This is a genomic window from Amycolatopsis sp. FDAARGOS 1241 (genome assembly GCF_016889705.1).
In the GTDB taxonomy this organism is placed as follows: domain Bacteria; phylum Actinomycetota; class Actinomycetes; order Mycobacteriales; family Pseudonocardiaceae; genus Amycolatopsis.
Genome location: NZ_CP069526.1, coordinates 4,419,890 through 4,441,410 on the forward strand (window position 1 = coordinate 4,419,890; position 21,521 = coordinate 4,441,410).

General features: G+C 70.5%; 16 protein-coding genes and 2 pseudogenes. 13 read left to right on the top strand and 5 right to left on the bottom strand.

Going from position 1 to position 21,521, the window contains the following annotated elements; genetic code table 11:
- Positions 1–3: 3 nt before the first annotated feature.
- Positions 4–402: a nuclear transport factor 2 family protein gene (locus I6J71_RS21765; protein ID WP_204096381.1), complete on the top strand. Its 399-nt coding sequence runs from the start codon at positions 4–6 to the stop codon at positions 400–402.
- Here I6J71_RS21765 and I6J71_RS21770 read toward each other — a convergent pair.
- The gene (locus tag I6J71_RS21770) at positions 315–1,271 is read right to left on the bottom strand and encodes an SAM-dependent methyltransferase (protein ID WP_204096382.1); all 957 of its coding nucleotides are present in this window, start codon (positions 1,269–1,271) and stop codon (positions 315–317) included. The genes I6J71_RS21765 and I6J71_RS21770 overlap by 88 nt on opposite strands.
- 172 nt (positions 1,272–1,443) lie before the next feature.
- Complete coding sequence (gene rph / locus I6J71_RS21775) at positions 1,444–4,038, bottom strand: rifamycin-inactivating phosphotransferase (RefSeq protein WP_239155148.1); 2,595 nt, start codon at positions 4,036–4,038, stop codon at positions 1,444–1,446.
- A gap of 268 nt (positions 4,039–4,306) precedes the next feature.
- Here rph and I6J71_RS21780 point away from each other — a divergent pair, with 268 nt between their 5' ends.
- Both I6J71_RS21780 and I6J71_RS21785 read left to right on the top strand, forming a co-directional pair.
- The gene (locus I6J71_RS21780) at positions 4,307–5,116 is read left to right on the top strand and encodes an Fpg/Nei family DNA glycosylase (protein WP_204096383.1); all 810 of its coding nucleotides are present in this window, start codon (positions 4,307–4,309) and stop codon (positions 5,114–5,116) included.
- Positions 5,117–5,261: 145 nt separating this feature from the next.
- The gene (locus tag I6J71_RS21785; protein WP_204096384.1) at positions 5,262–5,582 is read left to right on the top strand and encodes a PadR family transcriptional regulator; all 321 of its coding nucleotides are present in this window, start codon (positions 5,262–5,264) and stop codon (positions 5,580–5,582) included.
- Positions 5,583–6,962: 1,380 nt separating this feature from the next.
- Here the strand turns inward: I6J71_RS21785 and I6J71_RS21790 are convergent.
- Positions 6,963–7,415, bottom strand: coding sequence for a GNAT family N-acetyltransferase (locus I6J71_RS21790; RefSeq protein ID WP_204096385.1), 453 nt, complete (start codon positions 7,413–7,415; stop codon positions 6,963–6,965).
- Between the two features lie 334 nt (positions 7,416–7,749).
- Between I6J71_RS21790 and I6J71_RS21795 the strand changes: the two genes are divergently transcribed.
- From I6J71_RS21795 to I6J71_RS21820, 6 genes and pseudogenes are all read left to right on the top strand, one after another.
- Entirely contained in the window at positions 7,750–8,985 is a 1,236-nt protein-coding gene (locus I6J71_RS21795) for a glycosyltransferase 87 family protein (RefSeq protein WP_204096386.1), read from the top strand.
- 74 nt (positions 8,986–9,059) lie between these two features.
- Positions 9,060–10,595 carry a substrate-binding domain-containing protein gene (locus I6J71_RS21800; protein WP_204096387.1) on the top strand — a complete coding sequence of 512 codons (1,536 nt, stop codon included), beginning with the start codon at positions 9,060–9,062 and terminating at the stop codon, positions 10,593–10,595.
- A gap of 210 nt (positions 10,596–10,805) precedes the next feature.
- Positions 10,806–11,348 (top strand): annotated as a pseudogene (locus I6J71_RS21805) (aldo/keto reductase); the annotation flags it as partial.
- Between the two features lie 72 nt (positions 11,349–11,420).
- Complete coding sequence (locus I6J71_RS21810) at positions 11,421–12,374, top strand: ATP-binding cassette domain-containing protein (protein WP_204097180.1); 954 nt, start codon at positions 11,421–11,423, stop codon at positions 12,372–12,374.
- Positions 12,371–13,179: pseudogene (locus I6J71_RS21815) on the top strand (ABC transporter permease). Before I6J71_RS21810 ends, I6J71_RS21815 begins: the two are co-directional and overlap by 4 nt.
- A 214-nt stretch (positions 13,180–13,393) precedes the next feature.
- Complete coding sequence (locus I6J71_RS21820) at positions 13,394–14,029, top strand: hypothetical protein (RefSeq protein ID WP_204096388.1); 636 nt, start codon at positions 13,394–13,396, stop codon at positions 14,027–14,029.
- Between the two features lie 6 nt (positions 14,030–14,035).
- On the opposite strand, the gene I6J71_RS21825 is transcribed toward I6J71_RS21820, so the two are convergent.
- The gene (locus I6J71_RS21825; RefSeq protein ID WP_204096389.1) at positions 14,036–15,100 is read right to left on the bottom strand and encodes a hypothetical protein; all 1,065 of its coding nucleotides are present in this window, start codon (positions 15,098–15,100) and stop codon (positions 14,036–14,038) included.
- A 91-nt stretch (positions 15,101–15,191) separates the two neighbouring features.
- Positions 15,192–16,064, bottom strand: coding sequence for a LysR family transcriptional regulator (locus I6J71_RS21830; RefSeq protein ID WP_204096390.1), 873 nt, complete (start codon positions 16,062–16,064; stop codon positions 15,192–15,194).
- Between the two features lie 70 nt (positions 16,065–16,134).
- Between I6J71_RS21830 and I6J71_RS21835 the strand changes: the two genes are divergently transcribed.
- The 4 genes from I6J71_RS21835 to I6J71_RS21850 all read left to right on the top strand — a co-directional run bounded on the left by I6J71_RS21835 (position 16,135) and on the right by I6J71_RS21850 (position 21,514).
- Entirely contained in the window at positions 16,135–17,919 is a 1,785-nt protein-coding gene (locus I6J71_RS21835) for a gamma-glutamyltransferase family protein (protein WP_204096391.1), read from the top strand.
- A gap of 134 nt (positions 17,920–18,053) precedes the next feature.
- Complete coding sequence (locus I6J71_RS21840; RefSeq protein ID WP_204096392.1) at positions 18,054–19,685, top strand: ABC transporter substrate-binding protein; 1,632 nt, start codon at positions 18,054–18,056, stop codon at positions 19,683–19,685.
- Positions 19,686–19,688: 3 nt separating this feature from the next.
- Positions 19,689–20,645: an ABC transporter permease gene (locus I6J71_RS21845; RefSeq protein WP_204096393.1), complete on the top strand. Its 957-nt coding sequence runs from the start codon at positions 19,689–19,691 to the stop codon at positions 20,643–20,645.
- Positions 20,642–21,514 (top strand): ABC transporter permease, encoded by an 873-nt coding sequence (locus I6J71_RS21850; RefSeq protein ID WP_204096394.1) that lies wholly within the window; start codon positions 20,642–20,644, stop codon positions 21,512–21,514. The genes I6J71_RS21845 and I6J71_RS21850 overlap by 4 nt, the downstream gene beginning before the upstream one ends.
- Positions 21,515–21,521: the final 7 nt, after the last annotated feature.

Below are 21,521 nucleotides of genomic sequence, written 5' to 3' on the forward strand. Positions count from 1 at the left end.
GCGATGACCGACCGCGACGACTTCCTGGCATGGGTCAAGACCACGCTGTACGACGCGGAGCTCGCGCTGCACAACGGCGACGCGGCGCCGCGTCGGGCCCTGTGGTCCCGCGCCGAACCCGTCAGCGTCCTCGGCGCCTGGCGCAACGCGCGGGGCCAGGCGGAAATCGACGAGCTTTTCGCCCGCCTCGCGAAGAGCTTTTCGCACTGCACGTCCTACACGTTCGAGCTCGTGGCGTTCGACGTCGTGGGCGAGATGGCCTACACCGCCGGCTTCGAGCACACCACGGTGTCCGTCGACGGGGAGGCGCGCAGCTACACCCTGCGGGCGACGCAGGTGTACCGCCACGAGGACGGTGAGTGGCGCGTCGCCCACCGGCACGGGGACACGGTCGCGCCCTGACGCTCACGGTTTGCGAGCGACGCCCCGACGATCAGGCGCTGGCCCACGTTCATCTCACCCAGCAACGGGCCGGCCGGCCACCAGCGCGCGAGCGGCACGATGTCCGGCTCCGCACCCGACCCCGGCGGCACGAGTTCGAGCCCGTGGAACAGCTCACGGATCTCCGCGCGGGTGCGGACGGTGGCCCCGCCGAGCGCTCCGCGGCGGATGGTTTCGATCAAGTCCTCCAGCAGCCGCGCGTCGTCCGAACCGTCGTGCGGATCCACGACGTGCGAGATCACCGCGAACGAACCCGCGGGCAGGCGATCGATGAACTCGCGGGTGACCTCGGCCGGGCGGCCGCGGTCGCCCTTCCAGTGGTGAAGGGTGGCGACGAAGAACAGCGCCATCGGCCGCGTCCGGTCGAGGTGCTCCAGCACGACCTCGTGGTCCAGGATGCTGCCCGGTGTGAAGACGTCGCCTTCGATGTAGCGGGTGCGGTCGTTCTCCTCGAGCAGCGCCCGCCCGTGGGCGGTCACCACGGGGTCGTAGTCGGTGTACACGACCCTCGACTCCCGGTTGACCCGCTGCACGACCTGGTGCACGTTCTCCGCGGTCGGCAGGCCCGAGCCCAGAGCGAAGTACTGGTCGATCTCCGCGTTGCGCGCGAGGAAGGTGCTGGCGCGGATCAGGAACGACCGGTTCTCGACGGCGATGTCGCGCAGCTCCGGCATCTTCGCCGTCAGCTCGTGCGCGACCTGCCGGTCCACCTCGTGGTGCGTACTGCCACCGAGCAGGTAGTCGTAGACGCGCGCGACGCTGGCCCGGCTGGGGTCGACTCCCGGCGGGCCGTCGAGATCCGATCGCTCCCCGTGCTCAGGCTGCGACATCCAGTGCCTCCTCGCCTGCTGTGGCGGGGTTCGCCACCGAGAGTATTGGTCCGCAGGTGGGCGCGTGACTCCGGGCGGCACTCCGGTGCTCCGTCCCGCCGCAGCCCGGCCTCGGTTCCGGCGCCGGCGGGCGCCGAGCGGTACGGACACTGCCGCTCGGCGCCCGCCGGGGTCAGAAGAGTTCGACGTAGCCGGTGGTGCCGTTCACCCGGATCCGCTGCCCGTCGCGGATGCGCCGGGTGGCCTGGTCGACGCCGACGACGGCCGGGAGGCCGTATTCGCGGGCGACGACCGCGCCGTGGGTCATCAGGCCGCCCACCTGGGTGACCAGCCCGGCGATGGTGACGAACACCGGTGACCAGCTGGGGTCGGTGTAGGCGGTCACGAGGATGTCGCCCGCTTCCAGGTCCGCGTCGGCGAGGTCCAAGACCACCCGGGCGCGGCCCTCCACGGTCCCCGCGGACACCGGCAGCCCGGGCAGGGCGCCCTCGGGCACGTCCTCGCGCCGGTAGCTGCCGGCGACGGTCTCTCCGTCCGAGGTGAGCACCCGCTGCGGGGTGAGGGCTTGATCCGCCGCGAACTGTGCCTTGCGGCGGCGGATGAGTTCGGCGTCGGCGGCGCCGGTGCGGACAACCTCGTGCAGTTCCTGGAACCGCAGTGAATAGATGTCCTCCGGCGCCTCGAGCACGCCGGCCGCGACGAGCCGCCCGGCCTCGGCCAGCAGCGCCTTCTTGTAGCGGAAATAGCGGCTGATCATGCCGTACTTCGGGTATTCGCGGTAGCCGATGAACGTCCGCAGCCGGTCGATCATCGCTTTGGTCTCCTCGGCTTTTCGCGCACCGTCGGGCAGGACTTGCAAGCGCTCCAGCAGGTCCTGCTCCTTCTTGGCCGCTTCCCGCAGCCCTTCGTCGAAGCGCCGGCGGGCCGCGCCGGGTTCGAAGTTGTCGATATCGGCGAGCAGCACGGGCAGCAGCGTGCTGGGCCGTTCGCTCCACCGCGGCCGAGTGATGTCGATTTCGCCGACGCACCGCATGCCGTAGGTGTCGAGGTACGCCCGGATCGCGTCCCGTGCTTCGCTGCCGCCCGGCAGCGCGGGCAGGTCGTCCAGAAATTCGGAGTCCTGAACGGTCCGCAGGAACGCCACCACTTCCGCGTGCGGGCGCAGGACGTCGGCGACGTCCAGCAGGGCGAGGCCCATTTCCGAGGAGACGTTGTCGGGCGCGGACTGCGAGAGCGTGTCGGCGGCGTTCTCCTCGCCCAGCCATTCGCGCAGCTGCTTGTTCAGCCACGTCGTCGCGTCCATCCCGGCCATGACCACCTGGTGGCTGCGCGGACTGAACAACAGCCGCCGAAGCTCCTGCAGATCCGCGAGGATGAAGTCGAACAGCTTCGCACCGCTCTTCTCCCGGATGTCCCGGTCGAGTGCGGCCAGCGACGCCTTGGTCTCCGCGATCAGCTCCTGGACGATCGCCGGATCGGTCGCGATCGGCTCCGGGGCGACGCCGAACGGCAACGGCGCGGCCCCGCCCTCCGACGGCTCGGGCAGAAAGCCGCGGTCCAGCACGGTCTGCAGCGCGTCGCGCATCAGCGGGTCCGAGGCCCCCATCATCTCCAGCAACCCGGCGCGCCCGGCCTTCGTCGCCAGGCCCGCGGTGATGTCGACGAACAGCCGGCTGCCGGCCTCGGCCATGGGCCGCGGCGTAGTCAGCTGCCACACGGACAGCCCGAGCGGGCGCATCGCGTCGGTCATCATCTGCTGGTGCCCGACCGAGAGGTAGACGTGGTTGCCCTCGTCGGCGGCCGGCGGGATCGGGAACAGCGTGGTGATCGGCCGGCTCTGCACGATCTGGAACTCGCCGTCGGCCAGGCACCATTCGATGTCCTGGGGCCGGCCGAAGTGCGCCTCGATCCGGCGGCCCAGCCGCTCGAGCTCCAGCACCTGCTCGTCGGTCAGCGCCGGCTGCTGCTGCAGCTCCGGCGCGACCGCGTCCTGCCGCGTGCCGCCGCCCGGCACGGCGTGGACGGCCAGCTGCTTGGCCGACACCGTCTTCTCGACGATTTCGCCGTCGCGCACGCGGTAGCCGTCGGCGTTCACCAGCCCGGAAACGAGCGCCTCGCCGAGGCCGAAACCGGCGTCGATGCTCGTGACCTTCCGGTTCGACGTGATGGGGTCGGCCGTGAACAGGATCCCGGACGCCTCGGACACCACCATGTGTTGCACCACCACGGCCATGTGCACCTTGTGGTGGTCGAATCCGTTGCGCAGGCGGTAAGTCACGGCCCGCTCGGTGAACAATGAGGCCCAGCAGAGCCGGATGTGCTCGAAGATCGCCGCCGGCCCGACGACGTTCAGATAGGTGTCCTGCTGGCCCGCGAACGAAGCCGTCGGCAGGTCTTCGGCCGTCGCGCTGGAACGCACGGCGTAGGCCGCCTTTTCGTCCAGCCCGCTCAGCGGCGTGAGCAGCGCCGCTGCCAGGCCGTCCGGAACCGCGGCGGCGGTAACGACCTCGCGGAGCTGCGCGCTCAGCGTGGCGATCGTATTCCGGTCGTCGGGATCCAGCCGCGCCAGACGGTCCAGCCCGCTCTCGAACAACGGCACGTCCGCCAGTACCTGGCGGAAAGCGTGCGTCGTCACGCAGTATCCGGGCGGCACCCGCACGCCCTCGATCCGCGAAAGCTCCCCCAGATGTGCGCCCTTGCCTCCGACGAGGCCGACCTGGCTCTCGTCGATCTCCCCGAAGCCCAGCACGAGCTCGGTTCCACCCACTCTTCGTCCCCCGTACTTCGATGGTCGCCGCCGGCGGAGAATTCCGCGAAAGCAGGCCGAGGCCGACGATTGTGCAGGACCACCGGGGTCTTGCCACAAGACCGGGGGTGCGCTATAGGTTGAAAGTGGCAGGAGGACTATTCAGTCGTCCTGCTTTTCCGTCTGGTCTGGACCCGCGCCTCCGGAGTTCACCGGCCCGGACTTCGCCCCCCTCCAGGGCTGAGCCGATAATGGCCGCGATCCACATCCCCTTGTCCCGGAGCCGCGCGTGCCTGAACTGCCCGAGGTCGAATCCGCCCGTTCGGTGATCGAGCGCGCGGCGCTCGACCGCACGATCGCCGACGTGGACGACACCGACTCCTACGTCTGCCGCCCGCACAAGCCCGGCGAGATCCGCGACGCGCTGCTCGGCCACCGGCTCCTGGCCGCGCACCGGCGGGGCAAGTCGATGTGGTGCGAGACGGGCGACGACGGGCCCGTACTGGGCCTGCACCTCGGCATGTCCGGGAAGATCGTGATCGCCGACCGCGACGGCGCCGAAATCGACGGCGGCGACTACTGGGAACGCGGCCGCGAGCCAGGCGACTACCGATTCTCACGGTTCACGCTGAGGTTCGAGGACGGCGGCGCGCTCCTGCTCGTCGACCCGCGCCGGCTGGGCCGCGTCACGCTCGACCCGCAACTGGAACTGCTCGGCCCCGACGCCGCGACGGTCACCCCCGCCCAGTTCCGGGCGGCCGTCACCAAGGGGTCCGCGCCGATCAAGGCCCGGTTGCTCGACCAGCACGCGATCGCCGGCATCGGCAACCTCCTCGCCGACGAGATCCTGTGGCGCGCCCGCGTGCACCCCGCCCTGCCCGTCGACGACCTCGGCCGCGCCGACGTCGACCGCCTCCTGCGCGCGACCCGCAGCGCGGTGTCGGCCGCGGTCAAGCACGGCGGAGTGCACACGCTCTCCCTGATCCCCTTCCGCAAACCCGGTGCGCAGTGCCCGCGCGACCACGCGCCGATGGCGCGCGGAAAGGTCGGCGGGCGCACGACGTGGTGGTGTAGCGCGGAACAGCAGCTGCCGGGCTGAACCCCGCGGCGGGAAACGCCGCGCCTCGCGTACGGACACTCGTGGGCCGACGCCGCCCGTGTCCGACGCGCCGCGATCAAGCGCTTCATCGAGCCACTGTCCTGCAGTAGTCTCACTGTGACTACTGGACCGGGCGAGGATGTCGATGGCATCGGGAACGCGCGAGCTCACGGCGACGGCATACGTGGTGCTCGGCATGATCGCGCAGCTCGGCGTGACCACGCCGTATGCGGTGAAGCAGGAGTTGCGGCGGTCGATCGGGCAGTACTGGCCCATCTTCCACGCGCAGCTGTACGCGATCTCCGGGCGGTTGCAGGAGCAGGGCCTGCTGGAAGGCGTCCAGGAGACTTCCGGGCGGCCGCGCAAGACGTACCGAGTTCATCGAAACGGGACGGGCGGCGCTGAGCGAATGGCTGAGCGGGCCGGGGACGGAGCCGGGGTGAAATCCGCAGCGTGGCGTGGCTGAAGCTGGCCTTCAGCGATCTCGCGGAGCCCGCCGACATCTCGCAGCTCGCGGCCGAACAGGTCGAGCTGCACAAAAACCGGATCGCGCGCCGGAACCCGCGGGAGGGATCACGCGTCGCAGCCGGCACTGGAGCTGGACCGGGCCGCGCTGCGGTTCTGGACGGGCCTGGCGCAGCGCAACACCCGAAGCCCTGTGATCCAACCCTTTCCCCGGCCGATCCGGCACACCGGACGAGCCCCGCCCCGTCGTCCCACTGCCCTGGAACGGCATGAGAGGACCGGCCGGAGATGAACCAGCACATGCTGGAGCGTCTGACCGGCGCCGTGACGAAGATCCGCGAGCACGGAGTGCCCGACGACGTGTGGGACGAGGCGCTTGCGATCTGATCGGCGAAGGAGGTGGCCGACCTCGTGATGGCGGCCGTCATGACCACCGCGCGCAGCCGCATCGCGATCAACACTCCCCAGGCCAGTCGCTGGACGCGTGACCACCGCGGTCCGGCCGGCCGCCCCGGCATTCCCACCGTGGTCCCCGCCGCCGGCAGTGCGGAGTTCGAGCAGCACCGCCGGTGCCACCGGGCGCCGCCCACCAGGTCCTCGGCCCCCTCGCCGACGCCGAGGACGTGGTGCAGGAATCGTGGCTTGTGCTGGTCCGATGTGGACCGTTCGGCCGTCGCGGTACCCCGCCCGTTCCTCATCAAGGTGGTCTCCCGGCTCGCGATCGACAGCCTGCGTCTGGCCCACCGGCGGCACGAGACCTACGTCGGCCCGTGGCTGCCCCCAGCCCGTGGGCACCGGCGACGGGCAGCCCCACGGTCCCGCCGACACCGCCGCCCAGCGCGACACTCTGTCGGTCGCGACCCTGCGCTTGGGCACTGCTTCGCGGTGCCCCGAGCGTGCCGTGTCCATCCTCCGAGCGGCGTTGGAGCTGCCGTGCGAGGAGATCGGCGAGGCGCTCGGCCCGCGCGAAGCCCCCGCCCGCCGGCTGCACCGCAGCGGCTCGACGCACCTCGCGACCGGCCGCGACCGCTTTTCCACCGACCCCGGCGTGGACCGCGAGGTGGTGGAGCGGTTCCTCGCGACCGCCGCACGGGCGACCGGGTCGCGTTGCCGGGCCCGCTCCCCCACACGGCACGCTCTGGGACGGCGGCGGCAAGGCTGCGCCCCGCCGCGACCCGTCACCGGCGCCGAGCGGGTCGACCGGTCCGGTACCGGGCCGCTCGCCCAGTACCCCGGCGCCGGTTCCGCGGCGCCGAAGTCAACGGCGCCCGCGCCGGCGGTCGGCCCTCGGCGAGCACTGGCACGGGTGCTCGTCCGAGGTCGGCCTGGGCCGCACCGGCGTCCCGCGGGTGTCCGATCGGGACAAACTGCGCCGGCTCGCCTAGCGGGCCACCGCCACGGCGAAGTGGTAGGCGATGAGGTCGAACTCGTTGCGGATGTAGAACCGGTGCGCGGCCGTGTTCGACACTCCCGAGTCGGGTTCCAGCCGCGTGCAGCCGTGCCGCCGGGCCGGCTGCTCCACTTCGGACATCGGCCGCCTGCCGACGCCGGTCGAGCGCGCCTCCTCGGCGGTCATCAGGTCGTCGACGTAGAGGAGGCGGCCGCAGCTGGTCACCAGCAGGCGGTATCCGGCCGCGGCCGGCGCGGCCCCGCCGGCGTATGCGACGAAGTACCGCAAGCCCTGCTCGTGCCCGGTGGTCACCAGTTCGCCGAACTGCTCACGCGTCAGGTGCGGCCGCAGCTGTCGCAGCAACGGGAACAGCTCGCTCTCCGACCTCGGGTCTCCCGCCCCCAGCTCCTCGACGGCCGGTTCGGTGGCACGTGCCTCGCTCATGCTCCTCCTTCTCACACTCCGACGGACTCGCTTGCACAGGTGGCCGGTGCGCCGGCTGCCCGGGCGCCGCGCACGGCCTGCCGCATCACGGCTTTTCCGCGGATCCCGGTTTTCGCCATCTCGACTCCGCTGCGTCACGGCTTTTCCCGGCTCTGGTTGCGAGGTACTTGTCCAGTACGAAGACCGCGTGGTTGCAGCGCGGCGTGACAACACGTCGTGTGAGGACAGCCACACGCGAACGACCAGGTCAGCGGACCGCGGCTGCTGATCCCCGTTCGCCGCGGACGGCCGTGATCGTTAAGATCGTCCGGAACGGCATCGGGGGGAGAGACTTTTGTCACTGGCCGACCTGCGTCCGCGCTGGGGTCTGGTCCTGCTCGGGGAAGCAGTCGTCGTCGCGCTGGTGCTGGCGCTGCGCCACTATCCCGGGCTGGACCTGGAGGTCTACCTCGGCGGCGCGAAGACCCTGCTCACCGATCGGCCGCTCTACGGCACGCCGCTCGCGACGTCACAGAACATCAGCCTGCCGTTCCTCTACCCGCCGTTCGCCGCCGTGCTGTTCCTGCCCGCCACCGTCCTGCCGTTCGCCGTGACGATGCACGTGCTCACCGCCGTTTCGGTGATCGCCGTCGGCGTGACGGCGTACTTCGTGGTCCGGTCGCTGACCGGCCGGACCGATGCGGCGCTGCCGGCCGCGTACGGCGCGCAGCTCGCCGGGATCGTCCTGGACCCGATCTGGCGCACCCTCACCTTCGGGCAGGTCAACATCCTGCTCATGGCGCTCGTCGTCGTCGACGCGCTCGCGCCCGGGCGCTCCCGGACCAGAGGCCTGCTGACCGGGCTGGCCGCTGCGGTCAAGCTGACGCCGCTGCTGTTCGTGCTCTTCTTCGTGCTCACCAAGGACTTCCGGGCCGCGGCACGCACCGTCGCAGGCTTCGCGGTCATCAGCGCGATCACGTGGCTGGTCACTCCGGCGACGTCCGCGTCGTACTGGACCGAGCACGTGTTCAAGATCGACGCTTCGGTCGGCACCGAGTACGTCAGCAACCAGTCGCTGCGGGGATTCCTGGAGCGCCTCGGCATCGACGGGCAGGCCTGGTGGTTCGCGGGTGTCGTGGTGCTGCTGGCGCTGACGGCGCTCGCGATCGCGCGTGTCCGGCAGCCGGCGCTCGCCGTGGTGGTGTGCGCGGTGGGCGGGCTGCTGATGTCGCCGATCTCGTGGACGCACCACTGGACGTGGTGCGTGCCGATCCTGCTGGTGTGCGGGTGCGTCGGCGTGCGCGCGTGGCCGGCCGATCGCCGGCTCGCGTGGTGGGCCTTCGCGTCGGGCGCAGTCGGCGCCGCGCTGTTCGCCGTGGCGCCGATGTGGTTCGACCCCGCGCCCGACCACAACGGGTCGGGCGGCTGGTGGCGGTTGGCGACCGAGTCGTTCGAGCTCTACGGGCTGGTCCTGCTGGTGCTCGCGGCGGCCACGACCCGCGTGGCCCGGCTGTTCGCGGACGGTTTTCCGTTCCCGGCGCCGGGAAAGCACCCGAACCCGTCACCGTCCGGTGAACACTTGCCGAACTGAACGGCGATCCGCCCCGGTCGCCCGCGCGGGCTCAGTAGGTTCATCGGTCCCTGTCCCCGCGCACCGGAGGGCTCGTGTCCGACTTCCCGTGGCAGAGCGTTCTCGCCGTCGTCGGCCTTCTCGTCCCGATCTTCGCCTTCCTGTGGGAGTTCGTCCTCGTCGGCCGCAAGCGGCTCGGCTACCGCGTGCAGATGGACACCACCGCGCGGCTCGAAGCCACCTCGCAGCACGCCGGCACGTGGCGGCAGCTCGAGCAGGAGAGCGGGAAACCGCTCGTGGAACCGTCGTTCGTACTGCTGCGGATCGAGAACACGGGCTCCACGAACATCGACCACGACGACTACGTCGCCAACAAGAAGCACGACGCGGGGGTGACGATCCGGTTCCACGGCCGCCGGGTCGCGGGCATGGTCGTGACGGATCTGAGCGACCAGTTCCTGCGCGACAACTTCAGCGACGGCTCCGGTCTGGGTTACGAGAACAAGACCGAGCCGCGCGGCGCCGTCGGCACCATCAAGCTGCCGCGCACGCAGCTGAACCGCGGGCAGCACTTCAAGGTGCTCGTGGTGCTGGAGCGCGCCGGCGGCGACGAGGGGACGAAATTCAGGGAGCCCGAGGTCGTCGCCGGCATCAAGGGCGGGGTCGGGCGCGGCGGGATCAGCGAGACGAAGAGCCGCACCGGAATCCCGCGCTGGATCACGGTGCTGATCTACGCGCTCGTGGCGGTCTGCCTCGCTGAGCCTTTCGTGTACTCGCTGGTCGTGCCGAAGCCGGCGCCACTGGACTGCGCGAGCGGCACCGTGCGCATCACCGGCTCGACAGCCTTCACCCCGGTGCTCGCCGAGGCCACCGCGTCGTACACGCGCACGTGCCCGGGCGCCGTGTTCACCCTCGACACCCACGGCAGCGCGCAGGGCCTGGACGCCCTTAACCAGGCCGAGAACGCCGGCGTGCTGGCCTTCTCCGACGGCGTCAAGGGCAACCGGCAGCCCGAACTACTGCCGCGCCCGATCGCGTTCCTGCTCTTCACCCTCGTGATCAACCGCGACGCGGGTGTGCAGGATCTGACGCTCGCGCAGGTGAAGGCCGTGTTCTCCGGGCAGGTCACCAACTGGCGGCAGGTCGGGGGCAACGACCGCCCGGTGCGCCTGATCGACCGCGAATCGGATTCCGGGACGCGCACGACGTTCGAGCAGCGGGTGCTCGGCACCGTCGAACCGGGCGAGAACTCCAACGACTGCGTCGAACCGAAAACCGCGACCGCCGACGTCATCCGGTGCCGCCGCAGCGACACCGACGACCTGCTGAACACCGTGGCCGCCACGTCCGGCGCCATCGGCTACAGCGAACTCGGCGCGGCAACCGGGCGGGCCGACCTCGTGCCCGTCCGCATCGACGGCCAGGCGGCCACTCTCGAGGCCGCCGACCACGGCGCGTATCCCTTCTGGCAGACGGAATACGCCTACACCTACGGCGATGTCGGAGCCGCCACCCTGCCGGCGAGCTTCCTGCGCTACCTGACCGACCAGGTGGGGGCGGACATCATCCGGTCGCACGGGGACCGGCCGTGTGCGGAGCTGGAGAACCCGGTGCGCTGCTCGCCGTCGTGAGCGGGGGACGCCGCGCCGCGCAAGCCGAGAGGATCGGGCAAGAACCCGAGACGATCTCGCTGGCCCGCCCCCGGCCGCGCTGATTTCCCGGGAGGACCGGAACGATGGTTCCGGCGAACGCTTCCGAGGAGACCGATGAAGTACCGCACACTGGGCCGGACCGGGATCAAGGTCAGCCCGTTCGCACTGGGCGCCATGATGTTCGGCGCCATGGGCAACACCGACCACGACCACTGCATCCGGATCATCCACAAAGCACTCGCCGTGGGCGTCAACTTCGTCGACACGGCGGACGTGTACTCCGGCGGCGAGCCGGAGGTGATCGCCGGCAAGGCGCTCGCGGGCCGCCGCGACGACGTGGTCCAGGCGAGCAAGGCGAACTTCCCGATGGGCGACGACCCGAACCGGCGGGGCAACTCGCGCCGGTGGCTCGTGCGGGCCGTGGAGGACTCGCTGCGCCGGCTGCGGACCGACCACCTGGACCTGTACCAGATCCACCGCCCGGACCCGAGCGTCGACGTGGAGGAGACGCTGTCCGCGCTCACCGACCTGATCCGCGGCGGCAAGGTGCGGGCGATCGGCACGTCGACGTTCCCCGCTTCGGAGCTCGTCGAAGCCCAGTGGGTCGCCGAACGACTGGGCCTCGAGCGCTTCCGCACCGAGCAGCCGCCGTACTCGATCGTCAACCGGAGCATCGAGCGAGAGGTGCTGCCGGTGTGCGAGCGCTACGGCATCGGCACCCTGGTGTGGAGCCCGCTCGCGCAAGGCCTGCTGACCGGCCGCGTCCGCAAGGGCCAGGACACCACCACCCACCGGTCCGCAGCCATGCCGGTGCACTTCGACCACGAAGGCAAGCTGGACGTCGTCGAGAAGCTGGGCGACCACGTCGTGCTCGACGGTCTCGACCTCGACGTGCGGCGCGGTACCGTCTTCTCGCTGCTCGGCGCGAACGGCGCCGGGAAGACCACCACGGTCAACATCCTGTCCACTTTGCTCTGTGCCGACGCCGGTGCCGTCCGGGTCGCGGGCCACGACCTCGATCGCGAGCCGGACGCCGTCCGCGCCGCCATCGGCGTCACCGGGCAGTTCTCCGCCGTGGACAACCTGCTCACCGGCGAAGAGAACCTGCAGCTGATGGCGGATCTGCACCACCTCGACCGCGACGAGCGGCGTCAGCGCACCACGCGGCTGCTCGAGCAGTTCGACCTCACCGACGCAGCCAAGAAGCCCGCGTCGACCTACTCGGGCGGCATGCGGCGGCGGCTCGACCTCGCGATGACGCTGGTCGGCAGCCCTCAGGTGATCTTCCTCGACGAGCCCACGACCGGCCTCGACCCGCGCAGCCGCCGGAACATGTGGCAGATCACCCGCGAGCTGGTGACCGGCGGCGTCACGATCTTCCTCACCACGCAGTACCTGGAGGAAGCCGACGAGCTGGCCGACCGGATCGCGGTCCTCGACCACGGCCGCGTCGTCGCCGAGGGCACCGCGGAGGAGCTCAAGCGCCGCATCCCCGGCGGGCACGTCCGCCTGCGCTTCGCCGACCGGGCCGGCCTCGACACCGCCTTGCGCGAGCTGCACCAGGCCACCCGCGACACCGACGCGCTCACCCTGCGTGTGCCCGACGACGGCAGCCTGCGGTCGCTCAAGACCCTGATCGACCAGCTCGACAGTCGTGCCCTCGACGTCGACGAGCTGTCCGTGCACACCCCCGACCTCGACGACGTCTTCCTCGCCCTCACGGGCACCCCGACCCACGGGCAGGTAACCACCCGATGAGCACCCCGGTCCTCGCCGCCCCACCGCGGTTCCACCCGCTGCGCGACTCGGCGACCATGCTGCGCCGCAACCTCAAGCACACGCTGCGGTGCCCGTCGATGACCGTGATGCTCGTCGGGATGCCCGTGGTCTTCCTGCTGCTGTTCGTCCACGTGTTCGGCGGCACGCTCGGCGCCGGGCTCGGCGAGCCGGCCGGTGGCCGCGTCGAGTACGCGAACTACGTGGCGCCGGCGATCATCCTGATGACCATCACGGCCGCCGTCCAGGGCACCGCGATCTCCGTCTCCGTGGACCTGACCGAAGGTGTCATCGCGCGCTTCCGCACCATGTCGCCCGCGTCTCGGTGCTGACCGGGCACGTCCTGGGCAGCGTGATCCAGACGATGCTCAACCTGGCGATCGTGAACGGGGTGGCCCTGCTCGTCGGCTTCCGGCCCACGGCCGGCGTGGGCGGCTGGCTGGCCACGGCCGGGTTCCTGGTCGTGGTGACGTTCGCGCTGGTCTGGCTGTCGGTCGCGCTGGGCCAGGTGAGCAAGAGCGTCGAAACCGCGAGCAACCTGCCGATGCCGCTGCTGCTCCTGCCGTTCCTCAGCAGCGGATTCGTGCCCACCGACTCGATGCCGGCCGGACTGCGCTGGATCGCCGAGTACCAGCCGTTCACCCCGATCATCGAGACGCTGCGCGCGCTGCTGATGGGCAAGCCGCTCGGGAGCCACCTGTGGTTCGCGCTCGGCTGGTGCGCCGTGCTCACCTTGGGCGGCTACATCTGGTCGAAGCGGCTGTTCAACCGCGAGCCGGCCGGCTGACGCCGGCCGCGTGTCGAGTCCCCGCCGGGGACTCCGCCGTGCCGAGCCGTATTCATCGCGCGTTGTGCGCGCAGGCCCGCCGGAGCTGATCGAAAAAAACCGAGCCCACCGCGTAACCACACCCCCGCTCCGCACGATGTCCTTCGCGGCGGCCGGGCGGAACCGTTCGCCCCGCCCGGCGTCGAAGGCGCTGGACGGTCCGCAGAGAGGGGGAATGGTGCGAAGACGATCCTGGCTGGGCGCGGCGATGGTGGTGCCGGCGTTCACGGTGGCCGGCTGCGCCCAGACGATCACCGGTCAGGCTTCGCCCGCCGCTCCCGCGGCGAACGAGGCTCCGGCGAGGCCTTCTTCGTCGTACCCTTCACCAGACGGCGCCACGGCCACCATCGCCACGATGACCGTCACGCTCCCCGCCGGCACGCAGTACGCCGTGGAGTCTCGCGACCCCGGCTACGAGGGGTGCCTGCAGTCGGCGTCCTTCGCGTGCGAGGGCAAGATCCTGGACCTGCGGGAAGCCGCCGGCGCCGGCCTGGTCACCCTCCCCAGCCCGACCCGCCGGTTCGGCTGGTACCCCGGCACCGACGTCCCGTCCTGCCTCGGCCCCACCTCCGACCCCGGCGTCGCCTCCCAAGCCACCGGCAGCACGGTCCTCGAACACGGCTTCGCCCCGGTGGGCCCGAAGAAGGCCGAGTACGCGCGCTTCGCCGAGACCTGCCAGGATCCGGCGCAGAACAACCAGGTCCGCATGTGGTGGCTCCCGCAGAGCAAGATCCTCATCGTGGAACACTCCGCCACCTCGGCCCTAGACGCGGCTTTCGACGGGATGCTGGCATCGGCGACGTTCAGCTGAAGCCGGTTACGCAGCGGCGCGGCTCGCGAGGTAGGCGAGGTGGTGCGAGGTCGCGTAGGCGACCGGCTTGCTGCTCGAACCGAGGCCACGACCTCGCCCTTCCGCCGCGTCGCTGATCGCGCGGTCACCCCACGAAAAACCCGGACCGGAGTAGTCCTCGGACTGCACCACGTTCCGGCACACAGCCCGGAAGGTGCGAGCGCGAGGCGGTTCCGTCGATGCCAGGCCGGTCTCGTCGTCTCGTTCGGGGATGCGTTCGCGGGAATAGAGCCAATGGTCCCAGCAGGTGTAGCGGAGGGTCACGTGTTTGGCGCGGAATCCGTCACCGGGCACCGGGTGCACTACTCCGTAGTCGCCGAGCCGGAGACCACCGGCGCCGGCAGCCACGAGTGCGTGCCAGAGCTCTTCTTCGATCCGCGGCTCTTCCCAGACCTTGGTGTGGGACAAGGTGCCGGGGACGGAGCCGGCGAGCAGCGTCGTCGATCGGAAGGGACCGAAAGCCGCGAACGTCCGAATGATTTCCCCGGCTTGATCGGTCAGAGCGGAGGTGACCTTCGGGACGTATTGAAGATCGACGATCAGATCGAGGTCCTCGCAACCAAGGCGCAGCCCCGCGAGAAGGCGCTCGACAGTGCTCGCCATCACCACAGGTTCTCGTACCCGGAGGACGCCTCCGGCACCGAGCTCGCGGCACAGCTCACCCAGCATGGTCAGCTGCCTGTCGTTCGCGTCGCAGCGCGCCACGGGAATGAATCCCCGGTGGCCGGAAAGATCAGCCTCGTCGGCCAAGCGGTTCGCTGTCTCGCCCAGTGCTCCAGCCACCCCGAAGGCTGCGTCCTCGGAGGCATCGAGCATGACCGCGCGGCCGAATCCGTTGAGTGTCCGGACGGCCGTGATGACGTCTTCGAGCTGTTTCTCCGCCTGCGCGCCGGCCTCGAACTGGAGCAGGGGCTGCACGGGCCGGAAATGGGCAGCGCGGTTCGCGTTGTTGATCGCCATCAGCTCGCCCTCTTTGACGCGCAGCGCGACCAAAGCGGTGAAGTCACCAGGCTGGACCACACTGGTTCCCATCACTGGACGTGCAGAGTCGATTACCCGATCGACAGTAGGTCGTCATCGCTGATGGGCACATCCTCCACAAGCTTGAATCGCTTGCCCAGCCTCATCGGGCCGCGAGTGTGGTGTCCAGGAAGGCCTGCGTCGCGGCTGTGATGGGGCCCGAGCGGTGGACCAGCCATTGCGGTAGCCGTTCGGGCGGGGAGAACCGGACGACCTCTGCCCCGGCGCGGCGGGCGAGGTCGGCCCAGCCGTCGGGCATGAGGCCGGCGCCGATGCCGCGCAGGACCATCGGGAGGACGACGCTGCGGTCGCCCACTTCGGCCGCGATGGCGACGTCCGGGACGGTCGCGGCGATGCGGTCGAACAGCGCGCGCACGGCCGTCGCGGGTTTGGTGACGACGAAGCGCAGGCCGCGCAGGTCGGCCCACTCGACGGGGTCCCCCACGCCGGAGCCGGGTGGTGCGACGAGCAGGAACTCCTCGTCCCGCAGGTGGTGTGCGACCAGGCCTGGGCCGGCGGGCCGCTCGGCGCTGCCGCACACCCCGGCCTCGCAGCGCCCCTGCAGCACCATCGCCACCACCTCCGCCGCCGACAGCGCCGACGACGTGCTCACCAGCACGCCCGGATGGCGCTCCCGGAGGTCGGCGATGATGCTGATCACCGGTTCGAGCGCGGACGACGACGTGGCGGCCACGTCGACGCGCCCGGCGAGGCCGTCGCCGACGGCCCGGGCCGCCGCGCGCAGGGCGTCGAGGTCGCGCAGCACCAGGCGGGCACGGTCGGCCATGAACTCGCCCGCGCTGGAGAGCACGGCGTTGCGGCCCACGCGGTGGAAGAGCGCGACACCCAGTTCGTGCTCCAGCTTGGCGATCGCGCGCGACAGCGACGGCTGGGCCACCCGCAGCGCCCGCGCCGCGTGGGTGAAGCCGCCGTGCTCGACGATGGCGACGAAGTACTCGAGCTGACGGCGTTCCATAGCACCACGCTATCGGAATGGTGTCATACATGTCTTTGACGTCCGGCACGGACCGCGCGACGATGCAGGGATGTTCCAGACGCGTCCCACGCTCCAGGGCACCTTCGGCATGGTGTCGTCCACCCACTGGCTCGCCTCGGCCGCCGCGATGGCCGTTCTCGAAGACGGCGGCAACGCCTACGACGCGGCGGTCGCCGGGGCCTTCGTGCTCCACGTCGTCGAGCCGCACCTCAACGGGCCCGGCGGCGAAGTGCCGATGATCATCGCGCCCGCGGGCGGCACACCGAAGGTCCTCTGTGGACAGGGGCCCGCGCCGGCCGGCGCCACGATCGAGCACTACGCCTCACTCGGCCTGGACCTCGTGCCCGGCACCGGCCCGCTGGCCGCCGCGGTGCCCGGCGCGGTCGACGCCTGGCTGCTCCTGCTGCACGACCACGGCACGAAGCCACTGCGCGACGTCCTCAAGTACGCGATCTCCTACGCCGAAGACGGCCACCCCGCCGTCGACCGCGTCGGCTCGACCGTCGAGACCGTGCGCGAGCTCTTCGAGACGGAATGGACCACCTCGGCCGAGCTGTACCTCAGCGGCGGCCGCGCGCCGAAGCCCGGCGAGGTCATCAAGAACACCGCACTCGCCGACACCTGGCGCCGGCTCGTCACCGAGGCCGAAGCCGCCGGCCCGGGCCGCGAGACGCAGATCGAGGCGGCCCGCAAGACCTGGCGCGAGGGATTCATCGCCGAAGCCATCGCGAACTTCGCCGCGAAGCCGACCATGGACACCTCCGGCGAGCGCCACTCGGGCACCTTGACCGGAGGTGACCTGGCCGCCTTCCGCGCGACGTACGAAGACCCGGTCACGTACACCTGGAACGGCTGGACCATCGCGAAAGCCGGGCTGTGGAGCCAGGGCCCGGTGTTCCTGCAGCAGCTCGCGCTCCTGCCCGACGAGCTGGACTACGCCACGCCGGACTACTACCACACGCTCATCGAGGGCACGAAGCTCGCGATGGCCGACCGCGAAGCGTGGTACGGCGACGGCTCCGACGTCGACGTCCAAGCGCTGCTTTCCCCCGCCTACAACGAAACCCGCCGCAAGCTGATCGGCGAGCGCGCGTCGCACGAGCTGCGCCCCGGCAGCCCCGACGGCCGGGAACCACGGCTGAGCAGGCACGCCCGGTACGTCGCCGGCGGCGGCGCCGTCCAGTCGGCCACCGGCGCGGGTGAGCCGACCGTCGCCAAGGACGGCGCGACGCGCGGCGACACCTGCCACCTCGATGTCGTCGACCGGTGGGGCAACATGGTCGCCGCGACGCCCAGCGGCGGCTGGCTCCAGTCCAATCCGGTCATCCCCGAACTCGGGTTCCCCCTCGGCACCCGGCTGCAGATGGCGTGGCTCGACCCGGGCCTGCCCAACTCGCTCGCCCCGGGCAAGCGCCCGCGCACCACGCTCACCCCGTCGCTCGCCTCGCGTGACGGCGTGCCGGTGATGGCGTTCGGCACGCCCGGCGGCGACCAGCAGGACCAGTGGAGCGTGCATTTCTTCCTGGCCGTCGCGTTGCGCGAAAAAGTGCGCAGCGGGTTCGATCTGCAGGGCGCGATCGACGCGCCGAACTGGCACAACGACAGTTTCCCCGGCTCGTTCTACCCGCGTGCGATGGCCGCCGGAAGCGTCACCGTGGAATCACGGATCGGCGAGGATGTCATCACCGGCTTGCAGAACCGGGGCCACGTCGTGACCGTCGGAGAACCCTGGTCCGAAGGGAGGTTGTGCGCCGTCGCCCGTGACCCGGAGACCGGCGTGCTGTCCGCCGCGGCGAACCCCCGGGGAATGCAGGGTTACGCGGCCGGACGATAATAGAGCCTTTCCCGCCGAAAAGCGGGCCCGTGCGCGGGTCCGCTTTTCGGCGTGCCTTTTTTGCGCATAACGATTTAACACGGATTAACGATCCGGAAACGGGGTCGGGGAAAAACGGACGTACGTTGTGAGCCATGTCTCCTCGGTCCCTGCTCCCCCTCCTGGCCGGGCTGGCGGTGATGGCTCTCACGGCGTGCGTGCCCGTCCAGCACGCGAGCGCCCACGGCGACCACCGCGACGACTTCGGCACTCCCGTCGGCAGCCAACCGGTCCAGCACGGCGGCGACCTCGTGATGGGTCTGTCCAACGAGCCCGACAAGCTCGACCCCACGACGTCCAGCTCGCTGTACACGCGCTACGTGATGACCACGATCTGCGAGAAGCTCTACGACATCGACGACACCAGCAACGTCGTGCCCCAGCTGGCCAGCGCGTTGCCGTCGATCTCGCCGGACGGCTCGACCGTCACCATCCCCGTGCGCACCGGCATCGTCTTCGCCGACGGCACCCCCTTCGACGCGCCCGCGGTCGCGACGAGCCTGCGCCGGCACTTCGAGCTCAAGACTTCGCAGCGCAAAAGCGAAATGGGCCCGATCAGTCGCATCGACGCGCCCGACGAGTCGCACGTCGTGCTGCACTACAAACGTCCGTTCGCGCCGATCACCGCGGCGCTGGCCGATCGCGCCGGCATGATCATGTCCCCCGCCGCGCTGGCGAAGGAGGGCGACGACTTCGGCGATCACCCGGTGTGCGTCGGGCCGTTCAAGTTCGTGAAACGCGTGCCGCAGACCGAAATCGACGTCCAGCGTGACCCGTTGTACTACGACGCCAAGGACGTGCACCTCGATTCGATCACCTACCGGATCATGACCGACGCCAACATCCGCGCGGCGAACCTGCGCTCGGGTGACATCCAGGTGGCCGACACGATCTCGCCGCAGGACGTCGACGCGCTCGCCCAGGACCCGGACCTCAAGGTACTGCAGTCCCCGTCGCTCGGGTACCAGAGCGTCACGTTCAACACCGGAAACGTCGACGGCGTGGGCAAACCCACCAAGCACATCGACAAACCCGTCGCGAACGACCCGCGCATCCGCCTGGCGTTCTCGCTCGCACTGAACCGTCGCACGCTCGTGGACACGGTCTTCAACAACTGGTTCGATCCCGCGTGCTCCCCCATCGCGCCGAAGACGCCGTATTCCTCGCCCGCGAGCGACGCCTGCCCGGCGTTCGACCCGGTCAAGTCGAGGCAGCTGCTCCAGCAGGCGGGCGTGCAGATCCCGTTCCCGATCGAGCTGCAGGTGACCAACACGCAGGACCAGCTGCGCTACGCCCAGGCCCTGCAGGCGAGCGTGGCCGAGGGCGGGTTCGCCGTGAAGATCGTGCCGGTGGAGTACTCCACCCTGCTGGACGTGGAAAAGCGCGGCACGTTCGAAGCGCTGATGCTCGGCTGGTCCGGCCGCATCGACCCGGACGCGAACACGTCGCGGTTCCTCTCGACGGGCTCAGGCGGCAACTACGGCGGCTTCAATTCGTCCGCATTGGACAAGCTGCTGACCGACGCGTCGCGCAGCATCGACACGAAGCAGCGCGCCGCGCTCTACGGCAAGGCCGTGCAGCTGATCCAGCAGCAGAACCCGATCGTCTACACCTACCGGGTCCGCAACCTCACCGTGCACTCCACCCGCGTCACCGGCATCCAGGTGTACGCCGACGGCGTGGTGCGGCTCGGCAAGGCCGCGTTCCTCGCGAACCAGGAGGGCTGAGCCGTGGTGCGCTACCTGTTCCACCGCCTCTGGCAGTCGGTCGTGACGCTCGTGCTCGCGTCGATCGTCGTGTTCATCGGCGTGCGCGCGCTGCCGGGGGACCCGGCCATCGCCATGGCGGGCGAGGAAGCCGACCCCGCCGCCATCGCCGCCGTCCGGGCTCAGCTCGGCCTGGACCAGCCACTGCCTGTGCAGTACTTCAAGTTCGTCGGCCACGCGCTCACCGGCGACTTCGGCAAGTCGGTGCGGACGGGCACACCGGTGAGCGAGATGATCGGCGCGACCCTGCCGGTCACGGTGCAGCTCGCGGTGTTCGCGATGCTCGTCGCGGTGCTGGTGGGCATGCTCGCCGGCGTCGTCGCGGCGGTGTTCCGCGGCCGCTGGCCGGAGTGGGGCGCGAACGGTTTCTCCCTGTTCGCGCTGTCGGTCCCGACGTTCTGGCTCGGCATCCTCGCCGTGCTCTACCTTTCGGTGCAGCTGCGGTGGTTCCCGGCGTCCGGCTACGTGTCGCCGTTCGACCAGCCACTGCGCGGGATCTACTACCTCGCGCTGCCGGCGATCATCCTCGGGCTCACGCACGCCGCCGTGGTGCAGCGCCAGACGCGCTCGTCGATGGTCGAGACCCTCACCGCCGACTTCGTGCGCACTGCGCGGGCGAAGGGGCTCGGGCGCGGCGCGGTGATCTTCCGCTACGGCCTGCGCAACAGCCTTATCGTGGTCACCACCATCGTCGGCCTGCAACTGGGCGGGCTCATCGCGGGCGCGGTGGTCACCGAGCGGATCTTCAGCCTGCCGGGCATCGGCAAGCTGACGCTCGATTCGGTCTTCACCCGCGATTACCCGGTGATCCAGGCCGTGGTGCTGGTGATCACCACCGCCTACATCGTGATCAACCTGCTCGTCGACTTCCTCTACACGGTCATCGATCCACGCATGCGAGTCTCCGGGAGGACCCGATGACGATCGCCGCCGAAACCCCCGTGCCGCTCGCCCGCGTCCGCGGCCGGGTCGGACGCCGGCTCCTGCACAACCCGATGGGCGTGATCGGCGGCGTGCTGCTGCTGATCGTGGTCATCGCGGGGGTGTTCGCGCCGCTGCTGGCGCCCTACGCCCCGACGGAGGTGCACTTCGAGACACCGTTCCAGCAGCCGGGCACGGTCGGGTTCGCGCTCGGGACCGACGACCTGGGCCGCGACATCCTGTCCCGCGTGCTCTACGGGACGCGCGCGTCACTGGAGGTCGGGGCACTGTCGGTGCTGTTCGCGGTCATCGTCGGCGTGCCGCTCGGCCTGCTGTCCGGGTACTGGCGCCGGCTCGACTCGCTGATCTCGCGGCTGGCCGACCTGATGCTGGCGTTCCCGTTCCTCATCCTCGCCGTCGGGCTCGCGGCCATCAACGGCGGCGGGCTGACCAACGCGGCGATCGCGCTCGGTATCGCCCAGATCCCGACCATGACGCGGGTCGTGCGCGCGGACACGTTGCGGCTCAAGGAAACCGACTTCGTGCTGGCCGCCCACACGATGCACGCCGGGCCGTGGCGGATCCTCGGGCAGCACGTGCTGCCCAACGCCTTGTCGGCGATCATCGTGCAGGCGACGGTGATCATGCCGGTCGCGGTGATCGGCGAGGCGGTGCTGTCGTTCCTCGGGCTCGGCATCCAGCCGCCCGCCCCGAGCCTCGGGATCATGCTTTCGGACGCGCAGCAGTACCTGTTCCGCACGCCCTGGCCCGGCATCTTCCCCGGTGTCGCGCTCGCGCTGATCTGTCTGGGCTTCAACCTGTTCGGCGACGCCCTGCGCGACGCACTGGACCCGAAAAGCACCCGGTGAAGGGGAC